General features: G+C 38.4%; 16 protein-coding genes and 2 pseudogenes. 6 read left to right on the top strand and 12 right to left on the bottom strand.

What is annotated here, in order from left to right:
- Window positions 1-137 precede the first annotated feature (137 nt).
- From D5S11_RS18960 to D5S11_RS18950, 3 genes are all read right to left on the bottom strand, one after another.
- A complete protein-coding gene (locus D5S11_RS18960) occupies window positions 138-1187 on the bottom strand; it encodes a Cfr family 23S rRNA (adenine(2503)-C(8))-methyltransferase (RefSeq protein ID WP_007409549.1) in 1050 nt (349 codons plus the stop codon).
- 150 nt (window positions 1188-1337) lie between these two features.
- Window positions 1338-1541: a hypothetical protein gene (locus tag D5S11_RS18955; RefSeq protein WP_007409550.1), complete on the bottom strand. Its 204-nt coding sequence runs from the start codon at window positions 1539-1541 to the stop codon at window positions 1338-1340.
- Window positions 1542-1684: 143 nt separating this feature from the next.
- Entirely contained in the window at window positions 1685-2479 is a 795-nt protein-coding gene (locus tag D5S11_RS18950; protein WP_020955390.1) for a dihydrodipicolinate synthase family protein, read from the bottom strand.
- A 306-nt stretch (window positions 2480-2785) separates the two neighbouring features.
- Between D5S11_RS18950 and D5S11_RS18945 the strand changes: the two genes are divergently transcribed.
- Window positions 2786-3421, top strand: a complete 636-nt coding sequence (locus D5S11_RS18945; protein WP_039252591.1) for a hypothetical protein — start codon at window positions 2786-2788, stop codon at window positions 3419-3421.
- 99 nt (window positions 3422-3520) lie between these two features.
- Here D5S11_RS18945 and D5S11_RS18940 read toward each other — a convergent pair whose 3' ends face one another.
- Together D5S11_RS18940 and D5S11_RS18935 are read right to left on the bottom strand one after the other, a co-directional pair.
- Window positions 3521-4558: a flavin-containing monooxygenase gene (locus D5S11_RS18940; RefSeq protein WP_007409553.1), complete on the bottom strand. Its 1038-nt coding sequence runs from the start codon at window positions 4556-4558 to the stop codon at window positions 3521-3523.
- A gap of 64 nt (window positions 4559-4622) precedes the next feature.
- Window positions 4623-5564, bottom strand: coding sequence for a cation diffusion facilitator family transporter (locus tag D5S11_RS18935; RefSeq protein WP_007409554.1), 942 nt, complete (start codon window positions 5562-5564; stop codon window positions 4623-4625).
- Window positions 5565-5756: 192 nt separating this feature from the next.
- Here D5S11_RS18935 and D5S11_RS18930 point away from each other — a divergent pair.
- A pseudogene (locus D5S11_RS18930) lies at window positions 5757-6179 on the top strand (VOC family protein).
- Window positions 6180-6294: 115 nt separating this feature from the next.
- Here the strand turns inward: D5S11_RS18930 and D5S11_RS18925 are convergent.
- The 5 genes from D5S11_RS18925 to D5S11_RS18905 all read right to left on the bottom strand — a co-directional run bounded on the left by D5S11_RS18925 (window position 6295) and on the right by D5S11_RS18905 (window position 9891).
- On the bottom strand, window positions 6295-7641 hold the full coding sequence (locus D5S11_RS18925; RefSeq protein WP_032866845.1) for an FAD-binding oxidoreductase: 1347 nt from the start codon (window positions 7639-7641) through the stop codon (window positions 6295-6297).
- A gap of 402 nt (window positions 7642-8043) precedes the next feature.
- On the bottom strand, window positions 8044-8364 hold the full coding sequence (locus tag D5S11_RS18920) for a hypothetical protein (protein ID WP_007409557.1): 321 nt from the start codon (window positions 8362-8364) through the stop codon (window positions 8044-8046).
- A 301-nt stretch (window positions 8365-8665) separates the two neighbouring features.
- Window positions 8666-8851, bottom strand: coding sequence for a hypothetical protein (locus D5S11_RS18915; RefSeq protein WP_094032110.1), 186 nt, complete (start codon window positions 8849-8851; stop codon window positions 8666-8668).
- 162 nt (window positions 8852-9013) lie between these two features.
- Complete coding sequence (locus D5S11_RS18910; protein WP_020955387.1) at window positions 9014-9379, bottom strand: cupin domain-containing protein; 366 nt, start codon at window positions 9377-9379, stop codon at window positions 9014-9016.
- Window positions 9380-9414: 35 nt separating this feature from the next.
- The gene (locus D5S11_RS18905) at window positions 9415-9891 is read right to left on the bottom strand and encodes a DinB family protein (RefSeq protein WP_020955386.1); all 477 of its coding nucleotides are present in this window, start codon (window positions 9889-9891) and stop codon (window positions 9415-9417) included.
- Window positions 9892-10167: 276 nt separating this feature from the next.
- Between D5S11_RS18905 and cotR the strand changes: the two genes are divergently transcribed.
- The 3 genes from cotR to D5S11_RS18890 all read left to right on the top strand — a co-directional run bounded on the left by cotR (window position 10168) and on the right by D5S11_RS18890 (window position 12367).
- Window positions 10168-11133 (top strand): sporulation hydrolase CotR, encoded by a 966-nt coding sequence (cotR, locus tag D5S11_RS18900; RefSeq protein WP_108725153.1) that lies wholly within the window; start codon window positions 10168-10170, stop codon window positions 11131-11133.
- Between the two features lie 360 nt (window positions 11134-11493).
- Window positions 11494-11811, top strand: coding sequence for a PadR family transcriptional regulator (locus tag D5S11_RS18895; protein WP_007409564.1), 318 nt, complete (start codon window positions 11494-11496; stop codon window positions 11809-11811).
- On the top strand, window positions 11798-12367 hold the full coding sequence (locus tag D5S11_RS18890; protein WP_007409565.1) for a DUF2812 domain-containing protein: 570 nt from the start codon (window positions 11798-11800) through the stop codon (window positions 12365-12367). The genes D5S11_RS18895 and D5S11_RS18890 overlap by 14 nt, the downstream gene beginning before the upstream one ends.
- A 107-nt stretch (window positions 12368-12474) precedes the next feature.
- On the opposite strand, the pseudogene D5S11_RS18885 reads toward D5S11_RS18890, so the two are convergent.
- Window positions 12475-13154 (bottom strand): annotated as a pseudogene (locus tag D5S11_RS18885) (aspartate/glutamate racemase family protein).
- A 572-nt stretch (window positions 13155-13726) separates the two neighbouring features.
- Between D5S11_RS18885 and D5S11_RS18880 the strand changes: the two are divergent.
- Window positions 13727-14188 (top strand): CarD family transcriptional regulator, encoded by a 462-nt coding sequence (locus D5S11_RS18880; RefSeq protein WP_032866853.1) that lies wholly within the window; start codon window positions 13727-13729, stop codon window positions 14186-14188.
- Window positions 14189-14850: 662 nt separating this feature from the next.
- Here the strand turns inward: D5S11_RS18880 and cspC are convergent.
- On the bottom strand, window positions 14851-15054 hold the full coding sequence (gene cspC, locus D5S11_RS18875; protein ID WP_003156143.1) for a cold shock protein CspC: 204 nt from the start codon (window positions 15052-15054) through the stop codon (window positions 14851-14853).
- Window positions 15055-15446: the final 392 nt, after the last annotated feature.

Here is a 15446-nt window from a genome sequence, read left to right as displayed (position 1 = left end):
TGTCTCAAAAACGGGGGGCAGTCCCCAACGTTATGACTCCTTTTTTTATAAAAACGGGTATCTTTTTTTCAATCAAGATAACCATTTTATGTTATCAAATGAAATAATATGAAGTCAAACCGAGTTCTGCACCTGATTTATTGGTTCTTATTTTTTTGATAATTTCCATATAATTGTCCGCAAGCAGCATCTATATCAATGCCAAATTGACTTCTGACGGTCACGTTAATTCCTGCTGACTTTAATTTTTTATAGAAGTTTACAACTTGTTTCTCATTTACTTCTTCAAATCTCATAGGTGAACTAACAGTCGGGTTATATCTAATGATGTTTACATGGAACAAGTTCCCTCTCTTATATCTGCTTCTTAAAAGATTTACTACTTCATTCGCATGATCAATAGAATCATTAACTCCCGGCAGCATAATATAAGCAATATAAACTTTTCTTGAGGTCACACGTATATGCTCATCTAATGTGTCCATTACCTCCAATAACGGGTAGCGTTCATTAATCGGCATTAACTTGCTTCGCTGTTCATTAAAAGGAGAATGTAATGAAAACGTCAGGTTGACCTGCGGATAATCCTGAGTGATTTTTTTAATGCCCGGAATAATACCTATGGTCGAAATAGATAACCTGCGAGGGCTTAAAGCAAACAACTTCGGATTTGTAAGCACATGTAAAGCATCAAAAACTTGTACATTCGCTAATGCTTCTCCCATTCCCATAAAAGAAATACTGTCAATTGAATGTCCTTTTAAGTGAAAGTACAAAATTTGGTCAGTCATTTCATCTGACGTTAAATTGCGTTTTAAACCAATATCTCCTGTTGCACAAAATTTACAGCCAAAATGACAGCCGCACTGCGAGGATATACAAAATGACTCCCAACCGGCTTTATATTTCATATTAACCGTTTCTATTTTTTCGTCTCCTGAAATTTCAAATAAGACTTTTGTAACTTGCTCAGAATGCTGCACTTTTAAAGGAGCAATATTTAAAATTGACTCTCCGAACTCCTCTATTAACAATTTTCTCAAGGATTTAGGAAGAACCGTTATTTCATTGAAATGATTTATTCTCCCTTGGAATACAGCATTTTTGATTTGATTCATTCTAAAATCAGGAAATTTATTTTGCTTCAGGAACTCTTGAATTCTTATATACTTGTTTTTTTGTTGCATGTTTTCTCATCCTTCCATAATACTCTTGTTTGTTTGAGTAAATAGAAGGGAGTGATCATCTAACCTTTTTTTAAAATCAGGCACAAAAAAACACCGACACAATTATCGGTGTTACGCTTAAATAACATCATGCACAAATAAACAAGGACATTATGTCATTGGATTATCGTTTATTTGACATAGAGAAAAAGCACCGATAACTGTTTTTGTATGGTGATTTGGCTTAAAAAAGGACAGACTGCTCCCTTTGTCCGCCAAAATGTTTCCAATTTTTGCATTTTTACCATACAAAATTCCATAAATCGTTATCATCGCTTTCACCTCTTTCTTGTCAATATTAGCAATAATCACCATATCATAAGGTTTCCCTTATGTAAAGCTAAACAAATGCTTACGCCCCCGCTAATGACAGTATTATATAACTTGCTTATTAAGCCTAATCCAAGTACAGAAAGCGCGCTGATCACATTTTTCACTTATCCGCGACGGAACATTTCTTATATAATGGGTGACCGGCAGCTGCCTGCTTGAATCCCAATCTTCCTATAGTGATTTTTTATATTCATGACAGTATGATGATTTGTCACTTCAGCAATCAGATCGTTTATTCGATCCAGATTAATCGGTTTATTTTCTGATAAGCTGCTGAAGCTTTCTCTGATTTCTTCAGGATAGACATTTCCGGCCATGCTTGACAGGCCGTTACACCCGTTACTCAGCATCTTCGGAAATTCAACGTCCCCTGCCGCAAACAAAATAAAGTGATCAGGGAACTCTGTTTGTTTATGACGCAGAACGTCTCCTCCTTCTTTCAGCCCCCTTATCCCGGGATGCCGGCTTATTAAGTCTTTAAGCGCTTTCTCACTCAGATTAAAACCGGTCCGGCCGGGGTTATTATAAAGCACAGCCTCTTTAGAGGTATGACTGAGAAGTTCGTCAACGTAATAAACGGCTTGCTGCTGTGTCGGTCTTATATAAGGAGGAAAACCAATCAGTACAGAATCAATATTGGTTTTCTCGATGTGTTTCATCAGTTTGACGGCATCACTGGTTCTTACGGCTGAAACACCGAACATCAGTTCAACATCTTCAAATTTTCGCTGATTAACATACTCAATGATCTGAAGACGCTCATCTATGCTGAGTGAATGCTGTTCACCAGTCGTGCCGCATATGAGTAACGAATGGATACCGCTGTTTTTCAAATGTTCGACAATAGCATCAAATCCTTCTACATATAAACTTTCATCTTCATGAAAAGGCGTAGGGATAGCAACATTAAAATTTCGCATGAGAATGTCCTCCAAGTACATATTCTTGAATATCTGCAGAGTATCATATAACACTGTCTGACATTTAAAAAGGTACAGTTTCAGACAACTCAACATGTCAGATGTAAAGGCTGACACACAAAAAAAGCAGGCAAAGAGAGCCTGCTTCATTGCTTCGGCCATAATTGTTTTATCCAATTGGTTTTGGAAGGCTAAAATATTCAGACTCATCAACATTTGATGGATTCATTTAGGCACATGCCCTTATCAAAAACAATCTGGGTGCATATCCTGCTCCTAAAAGTCATTCATAAAGGGAGTTTAGATATGTATTATTATTATTATCCGTATTATGTATATGATTACAGACAGCAGCCTGATTTAAGCCAGGCAAATCATAAAATGCGAAGCCATTTATCTGCGATTCAACAAATTCCAATACACTCATCCTCCTTTCAACAATCAATGGCTGCGGTAGTGAAACACTTGCAGGCTGTCAGCAGAGCACTCGCTCTGGGATGCGGTATGAGTTCAGAATTCAGATTTCTTCCAGACACTTGGGGATTACGAGAACTTCATACTGTACACGCGAAATATCTTACTCCGTTGAGCTATCACGTTTATTCCGCTTTAGGCGCAGCAGAGCTTCTCGCCGCCGGACAAGGCCGGGCTCCTCATTTTCCTCTTATGGTTGGCTGCATGAATTCAATACTTCGTCTATGGTCAAACTTCCCCGCAGCGATAGCAGACCTGAGAAGAGCAGCCGGTCACCAATACGCGTCATCTGTAGACGAGGCGGAAAATCTCCTAAGACCAATGGTTCCAGCCACACAACAGGCATTATCCATCAGTCAATCTGCAGTGAGTCCGGCTATTTGGCAGGCTTCCTTACGTGCCGCGCAGTTAGCTCGGGAAGTACGTCAGAATGTTGCACAATCAATGAGTCAGGGATCTTCTTATTAATTAAGCCAAAAGATTTTTTCGGCTTTACACAGTCACATAACCGGACTTATTCAACACAAAAAAAGAGCAGTAAACACGTAAGTTACTGCTCTCCTCTGTCTATCCGCCGTTCATTTGTTTTACAATGTATTCAGCATCATTTCCTACACCTTGAAGCAGCGCTGAACCTCGCCTATGCTGCCAAGGCAAACCAATAAAATACAATCCTTCCACAGCTGAAACACCCCGGTGATGTATAATTCGGCCTTCCTTATCCAAAACACCTTCTATTTTCATCCAACAAAGCGGATTCTTAAAACCAGTTGCCCAAATGATATTGTTTACTTCTAATGAAGATGAATCTTTAAAAATCATTTCATTTTGCTTTCCGGCTATGACTCTTTGTTTTAAGATGATCTTCTTCTGTCTTATTGCATGTTTTAATTCATACCCAAATATGGGGTCGCCTTTCTTCTGAATGAACTTGCCTAATATTGATGTATGACTTGCATGTAAAACTCCTAATTTATCAAACCACCAAAAGATGCTTCTTTTTCCAATCCATAAAGGGAAATAAACCGGTTTATTACTGCAAGCCAAATATGTAACTCTTTCTTTGGATAATTCAACAGCTATCTGAGCCCCGCTATTCCCGCCGCCGACTACCAGTACATTCCCAGGCGCCAGTTGTTTTGAATGTTTATATTGTGAAGAATGTAATTGATGAATATGATCGGCTACATCCCTTGATATTGATGGAATATTAGGGGTATGAAAAGGACCTGCGGCCATCACAAGATTCTTCGTTTGATATTCTTCCCGGTTTGTTTTTATTAAGAAATAGTTCTTTAATTTTTGGACACTTATTACTTCTGTCCGTAATTGGATCGGGATTTCAAATCTTTCAACATATTTTTTCAGATAAGCAGCAATTTCATTTTTTGAAGGGAGTCCATGCTTGTCTCCTTCAAGCTGCATTCCAGGCAAAGAGCTGTACATTCGAGAAGTAAATAAAACCAATGAGTCATACCGGTTGTTCCAGCTTTCTCCCACTTCATGACTTTTATCCAAAATGATAAACTTTTGTTTCGACTTCTTTAGATAATATCCTACTGAGATTCCTGCCTGACCGGCTCCGATTACTATCGTGTCGTACATATGAATCCCCCCCTCCGGTTTTATCTTAATTGTCAGCAGACAAAGTGAGTCCCTATTTCCTTCTTTAATGATGATGATGGTCACGCGGATTCTCAGTTTGGGCCTGACAAAGAATCGTATTGTCGTGATTATGCGCTGCTGTTTCCATTTGAATGGTTACATGTGTAATGCCTTTATCTCCAAGTTCATGTTCAATTTTGCGTAAAATACTTTCACTTTCAGAAATGGTCAGTTGATCGTTAACAACTGCGTGGCAGGAAAGAGCATTCAATCCGCTTGTGATAGACCATATGTGCAAATCATGAATGCTTTGAATTCCTTCTGTCTCTTCAATTGTATGAATGATGTCAGTGACATCGATATTTCCCGGAGTTCCTTCCATTAATACGTGAATGGAGTCTTTCGTCACATGGTAACCGCTTCTCAGAACAAGAATAGCCACAATGACACTGGCCACTGGATCTGCCCAGCTCCACCCGAAGAAGATGATAAGGATCGCAGCCAGTATGGCACCTACAGATCCGAGCATGTCACTTATCACATGTAAGTAAGCCCCTCTTATGTTCAGGTTATTCTTTGTATCTCCGCCGTTCAGCATAATCCAAGCGACCAATATATTTACAGCTAACCCGATGATACTAATCGTCAGCATACCGGTTGTTGCTACCTCCGGCGGATGAGAGAAACGTTTGATTGCTTCATAAATGATATAAAGGGAAATCAATATTAATGCAACACCGTTTATCACAGCTGCGAGAATCTCAAATCGTTTGTAGCCGAATGTCTTATGATGACTTGCCTTTTTTTCGGCCAATTTAAAAGCAATCAGAGCAACCATTAATGAGATCGAGTCACTCAGCATATGGCCTGCATCTGACAAAAGCGCTAAACTATTGGTTAAAAATCCGCCTATCGCTTCTATTATCATATAACCTGTAATCATGATAAAAGAGATCAATAAAACCTTCTTATTGGATCCGCCAGCGTGATTGTGATTGTGACCCATAAAAATCTCCTCCTTATCTCATACACTGCATTTATTATTTCTTTTCTGTTATGAAGCATTCTAACATGGACAAAAAAATAACCTCATATGATTATGTGCTCATATATGAATATATAGGTTCTTTACTGAAATGTCAAAATCTTTTCAATGAAAATGTCCAATACTTTATATTGCTCTTGATCAATGATTGCTATGAAGCCGCGGATTACAGTAATTACTTTAGGCGCAGACAATTTAGAAAAATCGCTTCACTTCTATCGAGATGGCTTGGGTCTGCCTACAGAGGGAATAGTCGGTACAGAATTTGAACATGGCGCAGTTGCCTTTTTTGACTTACAAACAGGACTGAAACTTGCCATTTGGAACCGCAAAGACATCGCACATGAAACAAACGTTACGTTAACTGCGCCAAGCCCTGCAGAATTTACATGAGGACATAATGTTGGCAGTAAAGCTGAAGCCGATAAAGTCATGGAACAGGCAAAACAGGCAGGAGCAACGATAACTGATCCCGCTCATGATACTTTTTGGGGCGGATACTCCGGTCACTTCCAAGACCCCGATGGACACTTATGGGAAATCGTTTGGAATCCGCACTGGGATATAAGTGAATAACCACATTTCAGAAATGAAAACATCAATAAAAACACACCTAAATGTTCTGGTGTGCTCCAATAATGATGTTTAGAATGCAAACGCAGCATTTTATTTGTTTCCCAAAACGATCAAACTATTTATACGATGGCGGGATGCTTTGCGGAAAACGGAATACATTTTCGGGATCGTATTTCGCCTTTATTCTTTGAAGCCTTGCAAAGTTTGAGCCATAATATGCTTTTCCGAAGTTCTCGATATTTTGATCCGGAACATTCACATATGAACCTGTTACATATGGTTTCATCAGCTGACGCACTCTTTCAACTGATGCAAGATTCGAAGCTTCTTGTGATTTATTTTTCCAACTGGCCGTCCATTCCGTATAAAACAACGGACGGCGCCAATAGAAGGCTGTTTCACTGCTTGGTACTCTGCTTATCGCGCCGCCCCAATTGATAAAAAAGAAATTGGTTTCTGTCCCAGTCGCTTTTTCTAAAAATTGTCTCATTACTGCAATAGGTTCTTCCGGCCAAAGATTGAGCGCCCACGCCGAGGAGAATTTAACACTCTGATCAGATCTGCCGGGAATCGGTTCGTCAGGATCTAAGAAATCTATACAATCCGGGTAGTATAGTGTTTTGATTACTGTTTGTGCCGGCGTTCCGGCATTTAATAAAGGTTTTAATAATTGAACCAGCTCTGGTTTTGAACCGAGGAACAATCCTTCCACATGGCACAAGCCATTTACTTTGCTGTAAATCTCAAGGTAGCATCCTAATCGTTCGTCTGTAAACGGCGCCCATTTTTGCCACGCTTTAAATACCGTTTCTAACTGTTCCCACGGCCAAATGATATTAAAGACGGTTGCGGTTTTAGGGGCACGGTGAACTTTGAATGTATATTGGGTGTTATATCCGAAATTGCCTCCCCCGCCGCCTCTGGAAGCCCACAGTAAATCTTCATTGCGGGATTGATTTGCTTGAATAATCCTGCCTTTGGCATCTACCATTTTCAGTGCGAGAAGGTTATCGCTTATCAGGCCGATCGATCGGGAAAGCACTCCAAATCCGCCTCCCATTGTGATTCCTCCGATTCCGACGGTTGGACTGTCTCCGAACGGGGCCATAAAACCTTCCCGAGCTAAACCTTTTACAAGCGGGCCGACGTGAATGCCGGTTTGAACGGTTGCTACCGCGTTTTTTTCATCTAAGAAAACTTTATTCATGTCACTCACATCAATAACAATTCCATCACTTACCGTGGAAAGATTTTTATCCAGAGCATGGCGGCCGCTTCTGACACGCATAGGCACATTCTTCTCACGAGCCCATTTAATAGCATTACTTATATCGTATGAATTTTGTGCAAAAACAAAGACAAGCGGACAGACATCAACATAAGGGTTCCAATTCTTAACCGCCTGTGTATAGCCGGGGTCCCCTTTGAAGATGACGCGTCCTGTTAACTGTGCTGATCCCATCTATTTCACTCCCAATAAGCATTTGATTCCGATACCAGTATATGTAGGAATTGGACAAATTCTTAGACAGATGTTCTGCAAACTTAAAAATAGATACATATACGCGAAGATGATATAAAAACAAAAAAAAAGACAAGAGCGGCAAGCTGCCGAAACTCTTGTCTCTCCTGCCTTTTTTATCATGATAGGCACTTACATTTATTGGCGTGATATCCCGACCAAACTATGGAAGTCCATAGAAAATTATGTTTGCCCTGCCATGCGTGGTTCTGCTGAGACACCGGCTGAGCAATCTTTCTGCTTGATCCCCCGACAAAGAATCTTATTCTTTATCGTTTTTGCACCCCTGTACGGTTAAAATCAATACACATTGAATCTTATCTTTTACATGATGAAAAGATCTTATTTTTTCTTCTTGTGCTTACGTTTGCAATCCTGTTTTTTCTCTTTCTTATGACGTTTTTTACATTTCGCTTTGGCTGCTAATTTTGCCGCTTCTACCTTTGCTTCTGCTGCTGCTTTTGCTGCTTCTGCTGCTCTGGCTCTTGCTTCTTCCGCTCTTGCTATTGCCTCTTCCGCTCTGGCTCTCGCTTCTGCTTCTCTTGCTGCTTCCGCTCTTGCTGCGTCGTCCGCCATATCAAAATCATGGCCAAGGTCACAGGCTTCGTTGTATGGCTTTTTCTTCTGAACGTACTGTTGATCTTCACCTTCGTTATAATACATTACGCCACTCCTTCTCTCATCTTTTAATCTTTACATACTATGTAAAGAAATAACTGCAGCTTGGACTGGTATTTTGATGAACCGGCACATTTTAGGATAATTTTCATTTATCGATACAACAGATTCTGGATACTTGATGAAACTTAAATGTTTATGATAAGCAGCGTAAAAAGGGAGACTACGAAAAAACCAAGGGTTAAACCCTTGGTTTTTTTGTGAAAATGATAAAAAGGATGCTGCGCGCTGCAGCATCCTTCTGTACCAACTTTTTGTTGAACGATTGGAAAGTGTTTTTTGGCTTTTAGTTTGCTTGCTGTGTTTGTTTTACTGGTTCTTTGCTAAAAAGTCCGACAATGTTCCACAAGATAATTGCAGCAGCTATGATTACACGAGTCGTACTGACTTCTTGGTTAGTAAACAATTTATAGCCATATATTGACCCCAATGCTGCTATACAAAAAATATTGAACCATTTACTCCAACGCAATTAGAAAACTCCTTATAAAATGATTACATTTCAAAACAATGTATTATAATATTAACAAAATTTTTCAATAATTTACCTTAAATCATTCTTAATTGGTTTTCCTGATCATTTTCTCTAATCGTCTTCGATCTTTCGGATTTTTGATCATTTTTTTGTTACAGGCTAGACCCAGACATCATTTTCAGCTGTTTGATCAGTTATTTCCTGCCCGGTATTCACAACACCTTTAGGTTCTACAAGCAAAATGTTACACTCTGATTCTGCATAAGGTTTATGTTCAACATTTTTCGGAATGACAAACATTTCACCTTCATTTAATGTTACTTCTCCATCACGAAATTCAATGATTAAATTACCCTCAATGACAATGAAGACTTCATCTGTTTCGTCATGCTTATGCCAAACAAAATCCCCTTGTACCTTAACAAGTTTAAATTGATAGTCATTCATTTCAGCGATTACTTTTGGAGACCATTGATCTTGGAACGCAGCTAATTTCTCTTGAAAATTAATCGGTTTATATTCCATTCTTTCCGCTTTCCTTGTAAAACTCTATCATTTAACTAGTCCCAAATTAAAGGCCTGTCCACTTCAGCAGTTCTGAGATAGTCTAAAAGCTGACCGGTATGTACGGACTCATGGTAAGCGATTCTTAATAACATGTCTCCTAGTTCGCGAATATATCCAACATCAGACCTGTCAATCTTTATATTTGTTAAATCTGTTTCGTTTAACGATTTGATGAATGTCAAAAACTCGGCCCGATACGGTTTTGCAAATTCTAATTCTTCGCTTACAGTGGTAAACATTTTTGATTCATAAGGATTAATAGTTTCCTCTGAAAACTCACTCATATTTTTCATTAAAATTTGATGATAAAGAAATTCTGCTTCTAATACATGTCTTATCATTTCCTTACACGACATGGCTTCGGAATCCGGGCGCCAGTCCATTTTTTCCTCAGGTATAGCTGCCCATAACTTGATGCTTCGCCGTCTTACCTCTTCAAAATGTAAAATAATAAGGTCAATTGTATTCAAGTGTTTTCCCCCTTTTATTTTTATAACCTATTCTCCTTCTTTCCAGGAATACCTTCATGAGCTGCCTCAAAAAATTAAAGATATATTCCTTTCGCCTCTAAATAAATAGTCCCATCCACATCATTGACAGACGCGGTGTTAAAAATGGTGAGAAACAACTCGCTAGATTGATAAATCGAACAATTTTAAGATAAAGAGATATTCATTCATCCATACAATAGACTCTGGCTGAACATATACTGAATGATAGTTTTCATCAGAAAGGAGAAATCAGCTTTGGCAAAATATCGGATCATGACCTTTGACGGGGGCGGAACCTTAGGTGCTTTAAGTTTACAGCTATTGAACAGACTGGCTGAAGAAAATCCAGAATTAATAAGTCGAACCCACGTATTTGCGGGAAATTCAATCGGTTCATTTACTGCCCTTGCATTAGCAAGCGGAAGATCTCCGAGGGAAACACTTCAGTATTTTGAGGATGAAATCCTGCCCGCATTCAGCACTTCCCGGCCGGGCGGACCTGTTTTCAATCAACAATTACCATATTCCGGTTTTATTAAAGCGGTACGAAACTTTTTCCCGCCAGGCCTTCGCCTTAAAGATCTAAGAAAACGAATTGTTGTCCCTTCATTCAAATTATACTCCCCGGCACTGGATCGTTGGACGCCCGTATTATTTCACAACTTTCCCGGCTCTCCCTATTTAAATGAGAAAGTGAGTGATGTCATACTGCGGAGCAGCGGTGCTCCCGCGACGCAGCGCGCCTATCAAAACTACGTGGACGGATATGTAGTGGCAACGAACCCCAGTACGGCCAGTATCGCGTTTGCGGTTGGTAAAGCCAACGTGCCATTGGATCAAATTGCGGCGCTATCCATCGGTACAGGTGAAGCCCCGACTCGGTTAAGAAGAGATACGAGGGGATGGGGAATGGTGAGTGCGGATAACATACGTCCCGAAAACCTGAAGAACCTTCCTCCAAATTGGGGAGTCCTTTTGGACAGGTCGCCTAATGAACCTTTACTGCCATTTCTTCAGATGATCTCCGGCGGAAATGGCTACTATGAATCCATGGTCAGCGCGAATCTGCTGGGAGATCGCTTTTTCCGGTTAGATCCGCGGATTCCTAACTTCTCCAAAACAGACCCTTCCGTGGTTCCCGCTGTCATTGAAATTGCGAACAAAACCAACTTACAGCCTGTGAATACATTTATAGAGAAAAACTGGAACGACAGCCATTAACTAAGTTAGAAGTTTATAATAATTCAATGAACAAAAAATACCAAGGGACTCAAAACCCTTGGTATTATTAATGCGGCCGAGAGGGTTTGGACCTTCACGGGGTATTTATACGCTGGGCATTCGATAAAGTGAAATCTTATTACCGCCCGGCATTTCAAACACTGAAGTTAAGCATTACAACCAACAATCGGGCCATTTAATTGAATAGGACTACTCAGAAGTCGCTTCCATTACGTAAGAAAAGCGACTTTTTAGATTTGATTTTCAAGTTCCTTTGACAAATTTTGAAAAGACCATTGACTATTCAGTTGAACTGTATTAAGTTTAACTATATAGTCAGACTGAATAGAGGATGAGGATATGAAACATAAATTATTACCGCTGTCTGAAACCATGCATTATATTTTATTAGCTCTGCGGGAGCCGCTTCATGGCTATGCTGCCATGCAGAAGATCGAAAAGATGAGTAACGGAACTGTTATTTTAGCAGCCGGCACATTATACGGCGCGATTGAAAACTTGAATAAGCATGGCTGGATTGAACCTGTTGGAGAATCGGGCCGGAGAAAAGTTTATATGATAACTGCGGAAGGAAGCGCCATTTTGAAAATGGAACAAAACAGATTACTTCATATTTTATCCCTGCACGAAGGAAGTGAATCGAATGAAGAAATGTAAGATGTTTTTTGATATTGAAAAAGAGGAGCAATGGCTGAACGAGCACCTACAAAAAGGCTATCACTGTACAAATATCAGCGGATTAGGAATATACACTTTCGAAAAAACCGACAAAAAATATGTAATGCGACTGGATTATCAAGATTATTTATCAAAGAAAAAGTTCAAAGACTACAAAGAGATCTATGAAGACTTCGGCTGGAGTTATATAAACAGCCCATGGCTTAGCGGAACTCGATATTGGCAAAAAGAAGATGATGATCAAAATGAAATCTTCTCGGATCGCCAATCAAAGAGTAATTATTATAAAAGACTAATGAGTTTTTCATCTTGTTTTGGGTTACTGTGCTTGTTTTATTCTTATTTGATTTACAAGGATTCAGGTTTGTATTTAACTGAAGGTCTGTGGAGTATGGAAAGCGCAATGTTTTGGAAAGCATTTTTATTTGAAACTCCATTTGCCCTTTTGAGGTCGCTTCCCGCCCTTATGGCTGTTCTATTTGGCTGCAGTTTCTATAAAGCGTATCGAAAGTATTCAATGTTAAAAGAACAATAACGCGGGGGAAGTTACATTCAAAGAAGTAATCGAGGATCATGTATTTGCCGAATCCGGGCGCTTTAACGGAAAAAAAGCGCCCTGAATTTGCTGATAAATCAGACGGCTTATTTTGTTAATAATACATACTTATTTACAATGGCTTGAGCGAGACAAGCTGATGAATCAACAAAGGTAAGTCCGCTTCTTTTTTGATCCGTGACCGTATTTAAATCCGTACATGCAATGATAACCGTATCAACCTTTTCTGCTAATTCACGGTGTAATTCATCATATAATGTACTAGCCTTATCGATTTGACCTTGTTTAATCTTTTCTATTATGTGATCGACATAGATTTGCCAACTATCTTGATGTAAAAAATCATAACCTTCTCTGTTTAACGCTTCTTGAAATATTCCAGATTGAACCGTAGGAACGGTGGCTAAAAGAGCTGCTTTTTTTGAGCCTTTAGGTATTTTTTTATGGTTTCATCAACCATGTTTAGTAAAGGGACTGAAATCGATTTTTTTATTTGATTAAAATAGATATGTGCGGTATTACATGGGATGGCAATAAAATCAACACCCGTTTTTTCAAGCTTTACAGCCCCCTCAATAATTGCCTTTTCCATGTCCGTATGATTGAGAGGTTTATTCATGTAGAAAGGTGTCGGACAGGAATAAATCATCATATGAGGAAAATCCATGTCATGTATTGCTCCATATATTTTTTGGCACTCGTCTACTACCTTATCTACAAATGGCCCAGTAGATTTTGGCCCCATTCCAGCCAGTATTCCAATCATAATTGTCCTCCTCTGTAAAAATGTGTACGAATACGATCACGATGAGTTATTCTTGTGTTTCTCATCTGAATCTGCTCTCATTTCTTTTTGGCTGTCTTCTCCTATTTTATCATTTCATTAATCGAATTATCATATCTAATTCCGCCGCACGCAGAAGAATGGCAGATACACTAAGGTTATGAAAGCTTGTTTTCATTACACTCTCTATCCTCCACTTTCATCATTTCTATATGTTTTCATGAATTATGGTTAAAAATCGGTGATTAAATTGTGCCCATATAGATTAGTAAAGTGTCATTGATGTCAAGGCATGAACTCCTAAAGGAGATTTAATAACTCATTTTCAACGAAAAACTGATCTCTGTTAATTAGTCGAGATTCCAAGATATACACGGACCAATTGAATTGATCTTTCCTTTTTTGGGAATCCCACAGGTTCCCTCTTGTTTTGATGTTGTTTTTTAAAAAAAGTTATTGACACCAATAAATGACCATGTTATCATTAAAAATTTGATATCTCACTCCATATATGATAACCTTAAGTTAAGTTCCCATATATGGAGGTGGATTATATGTTTCAAATTGGCGATAACATTGTTTATCCAATGCACGGAGCAGGTACAATTGAAGCCATAGAAGAAAAACAATTCTTAGAGGAAAAACAACAGTATTATGTCATAAGAATGTCAATCAGTAATATGACAGTTATGATTCCAACGCGTAAAATATTGAGTTCAAATATACGGCCAGTTACTGATATACGTGCATTAAAACACATTATACACATTTTTCAGCATGGAGAATCAGATAAGTTACTGCCGTGGAAGCAAAGGTATGTAGTAAACACGAACAAAATAAAAACGGGTGAAATACAAGAAGGCGTTGAAGTTGTACGTGATTTAATGCGAATGAAGAAAGAAAAAGCACTTAATTCAAGCGAAAAAAAAATGTTGGATAATGCATATGAATTTTTGATTAGTGAACTGGAAGTCATTAAAGGAATCACTGAAAAACAAATAAAAAGTTTCTGCTAAGGTTAATTTTAAATAATGTTTTGCATTCCAAAAAGCACCCGCGAGTTTTCGGAATATTACGATTAAAATATTTCAAAGACGCTTAACTTCTTCAACTTACTTTTAGAACATTAACCTCTTTTATTATTCCTACAATCTAATCTGTTTTTATTATTAAAAATTTCTTCAACGAACATTTGATGTTTTATCAAAAAACTCGATGAAATAGTCACTTGATTTTTGTAATCCTGATTCACACTGGCACGGACAAGGAGCCGTAAGGATGGAAGAGAGGCAGGGCTTTCATTGTTTTAGGTCTAAGTGATTATTTCCAGAAGAAAAAACAACCACTCCCCTCTTTATCTTTAAAATTTCTTACATCTGCTTCCACAGTGAATAGCAGTTGGTTATCTTCTTTTCATAAAAGAGATATGCGAATTGTAACAAAGAATAACATACAGTTATCTTGAGAACATAAAAACAAATCATTTATATATATTCCACATATCGTCAATCCGGTATGTTATACTGTAAACAATCCTTTGAGGTTTTAAACCTTTTTCTTACCTTGTAGCAACTGTCCCTACTCGAACGTTGAGTAGGGTTTTTTTATTCACTATGATACAGAGAACATAAAAAAACAGGCCCTATATAAAGAGCCTGTTTGTATAAACGATTGAAGATTAAGCAGTTTTTTGAACGTTAGCAGCTTGAGCTCCGCGAGCACCTTGCTCAACGTCAAACGTTACTTTTTGACCTTCGTCTAAAGATTTGAATCCGTCACTTTGGATTGCAGAAAAGTGTACGAATACATCGTCTCCATTTTCACGTTCGATAAATCCAAAACCTTTTTCTGCATTAAACCATTTAACTGTACCTTGTTCCATTTTTGTTGCCTCCTAGTGTGTTACACATTGTATTACTATCCTTGCCCAAAGTATCATCAAGACGAAAAGTCGATATTCATACTATCCTTTACACGAACAAAAATAATTCTCCTTTATCATATCACGAAACGGAAATAACTGCAAATTAATAATGTGTTCATTCATGTTTTATTTGTTAAACCTGTCGATACCAGTGCAAAATAAGATGCCTATTAATAGCTATGGTTTGAAAACACCGTGAAAATGAATCACGAGTGCCTTCAAACCCAGTACTTCATATTGATTGTTAAAGATTTCTTTAAAAAGCTCAGCTGTTTCTTGTTCAAGTACAAGATATTCTTGGCTGTTCACTGGTACAGCTTTGTTTCTGCAGATGTTTCCAAACGATCACT

Origin of the sequence: Bacillus sp. L75 (genome assembly GCF_003676355.1) — a bacterium.
Taxonomy (GTDB): Bacteria; Bacillota; Bacilli; order Bacillales; family Bacillaceae; genus Bacillus; species Bacillus velezensis.
Note: the sequence above shows the minus strand (reverse complement) of the source record. Positions and strands in the feature narration are given on the sequence as shown.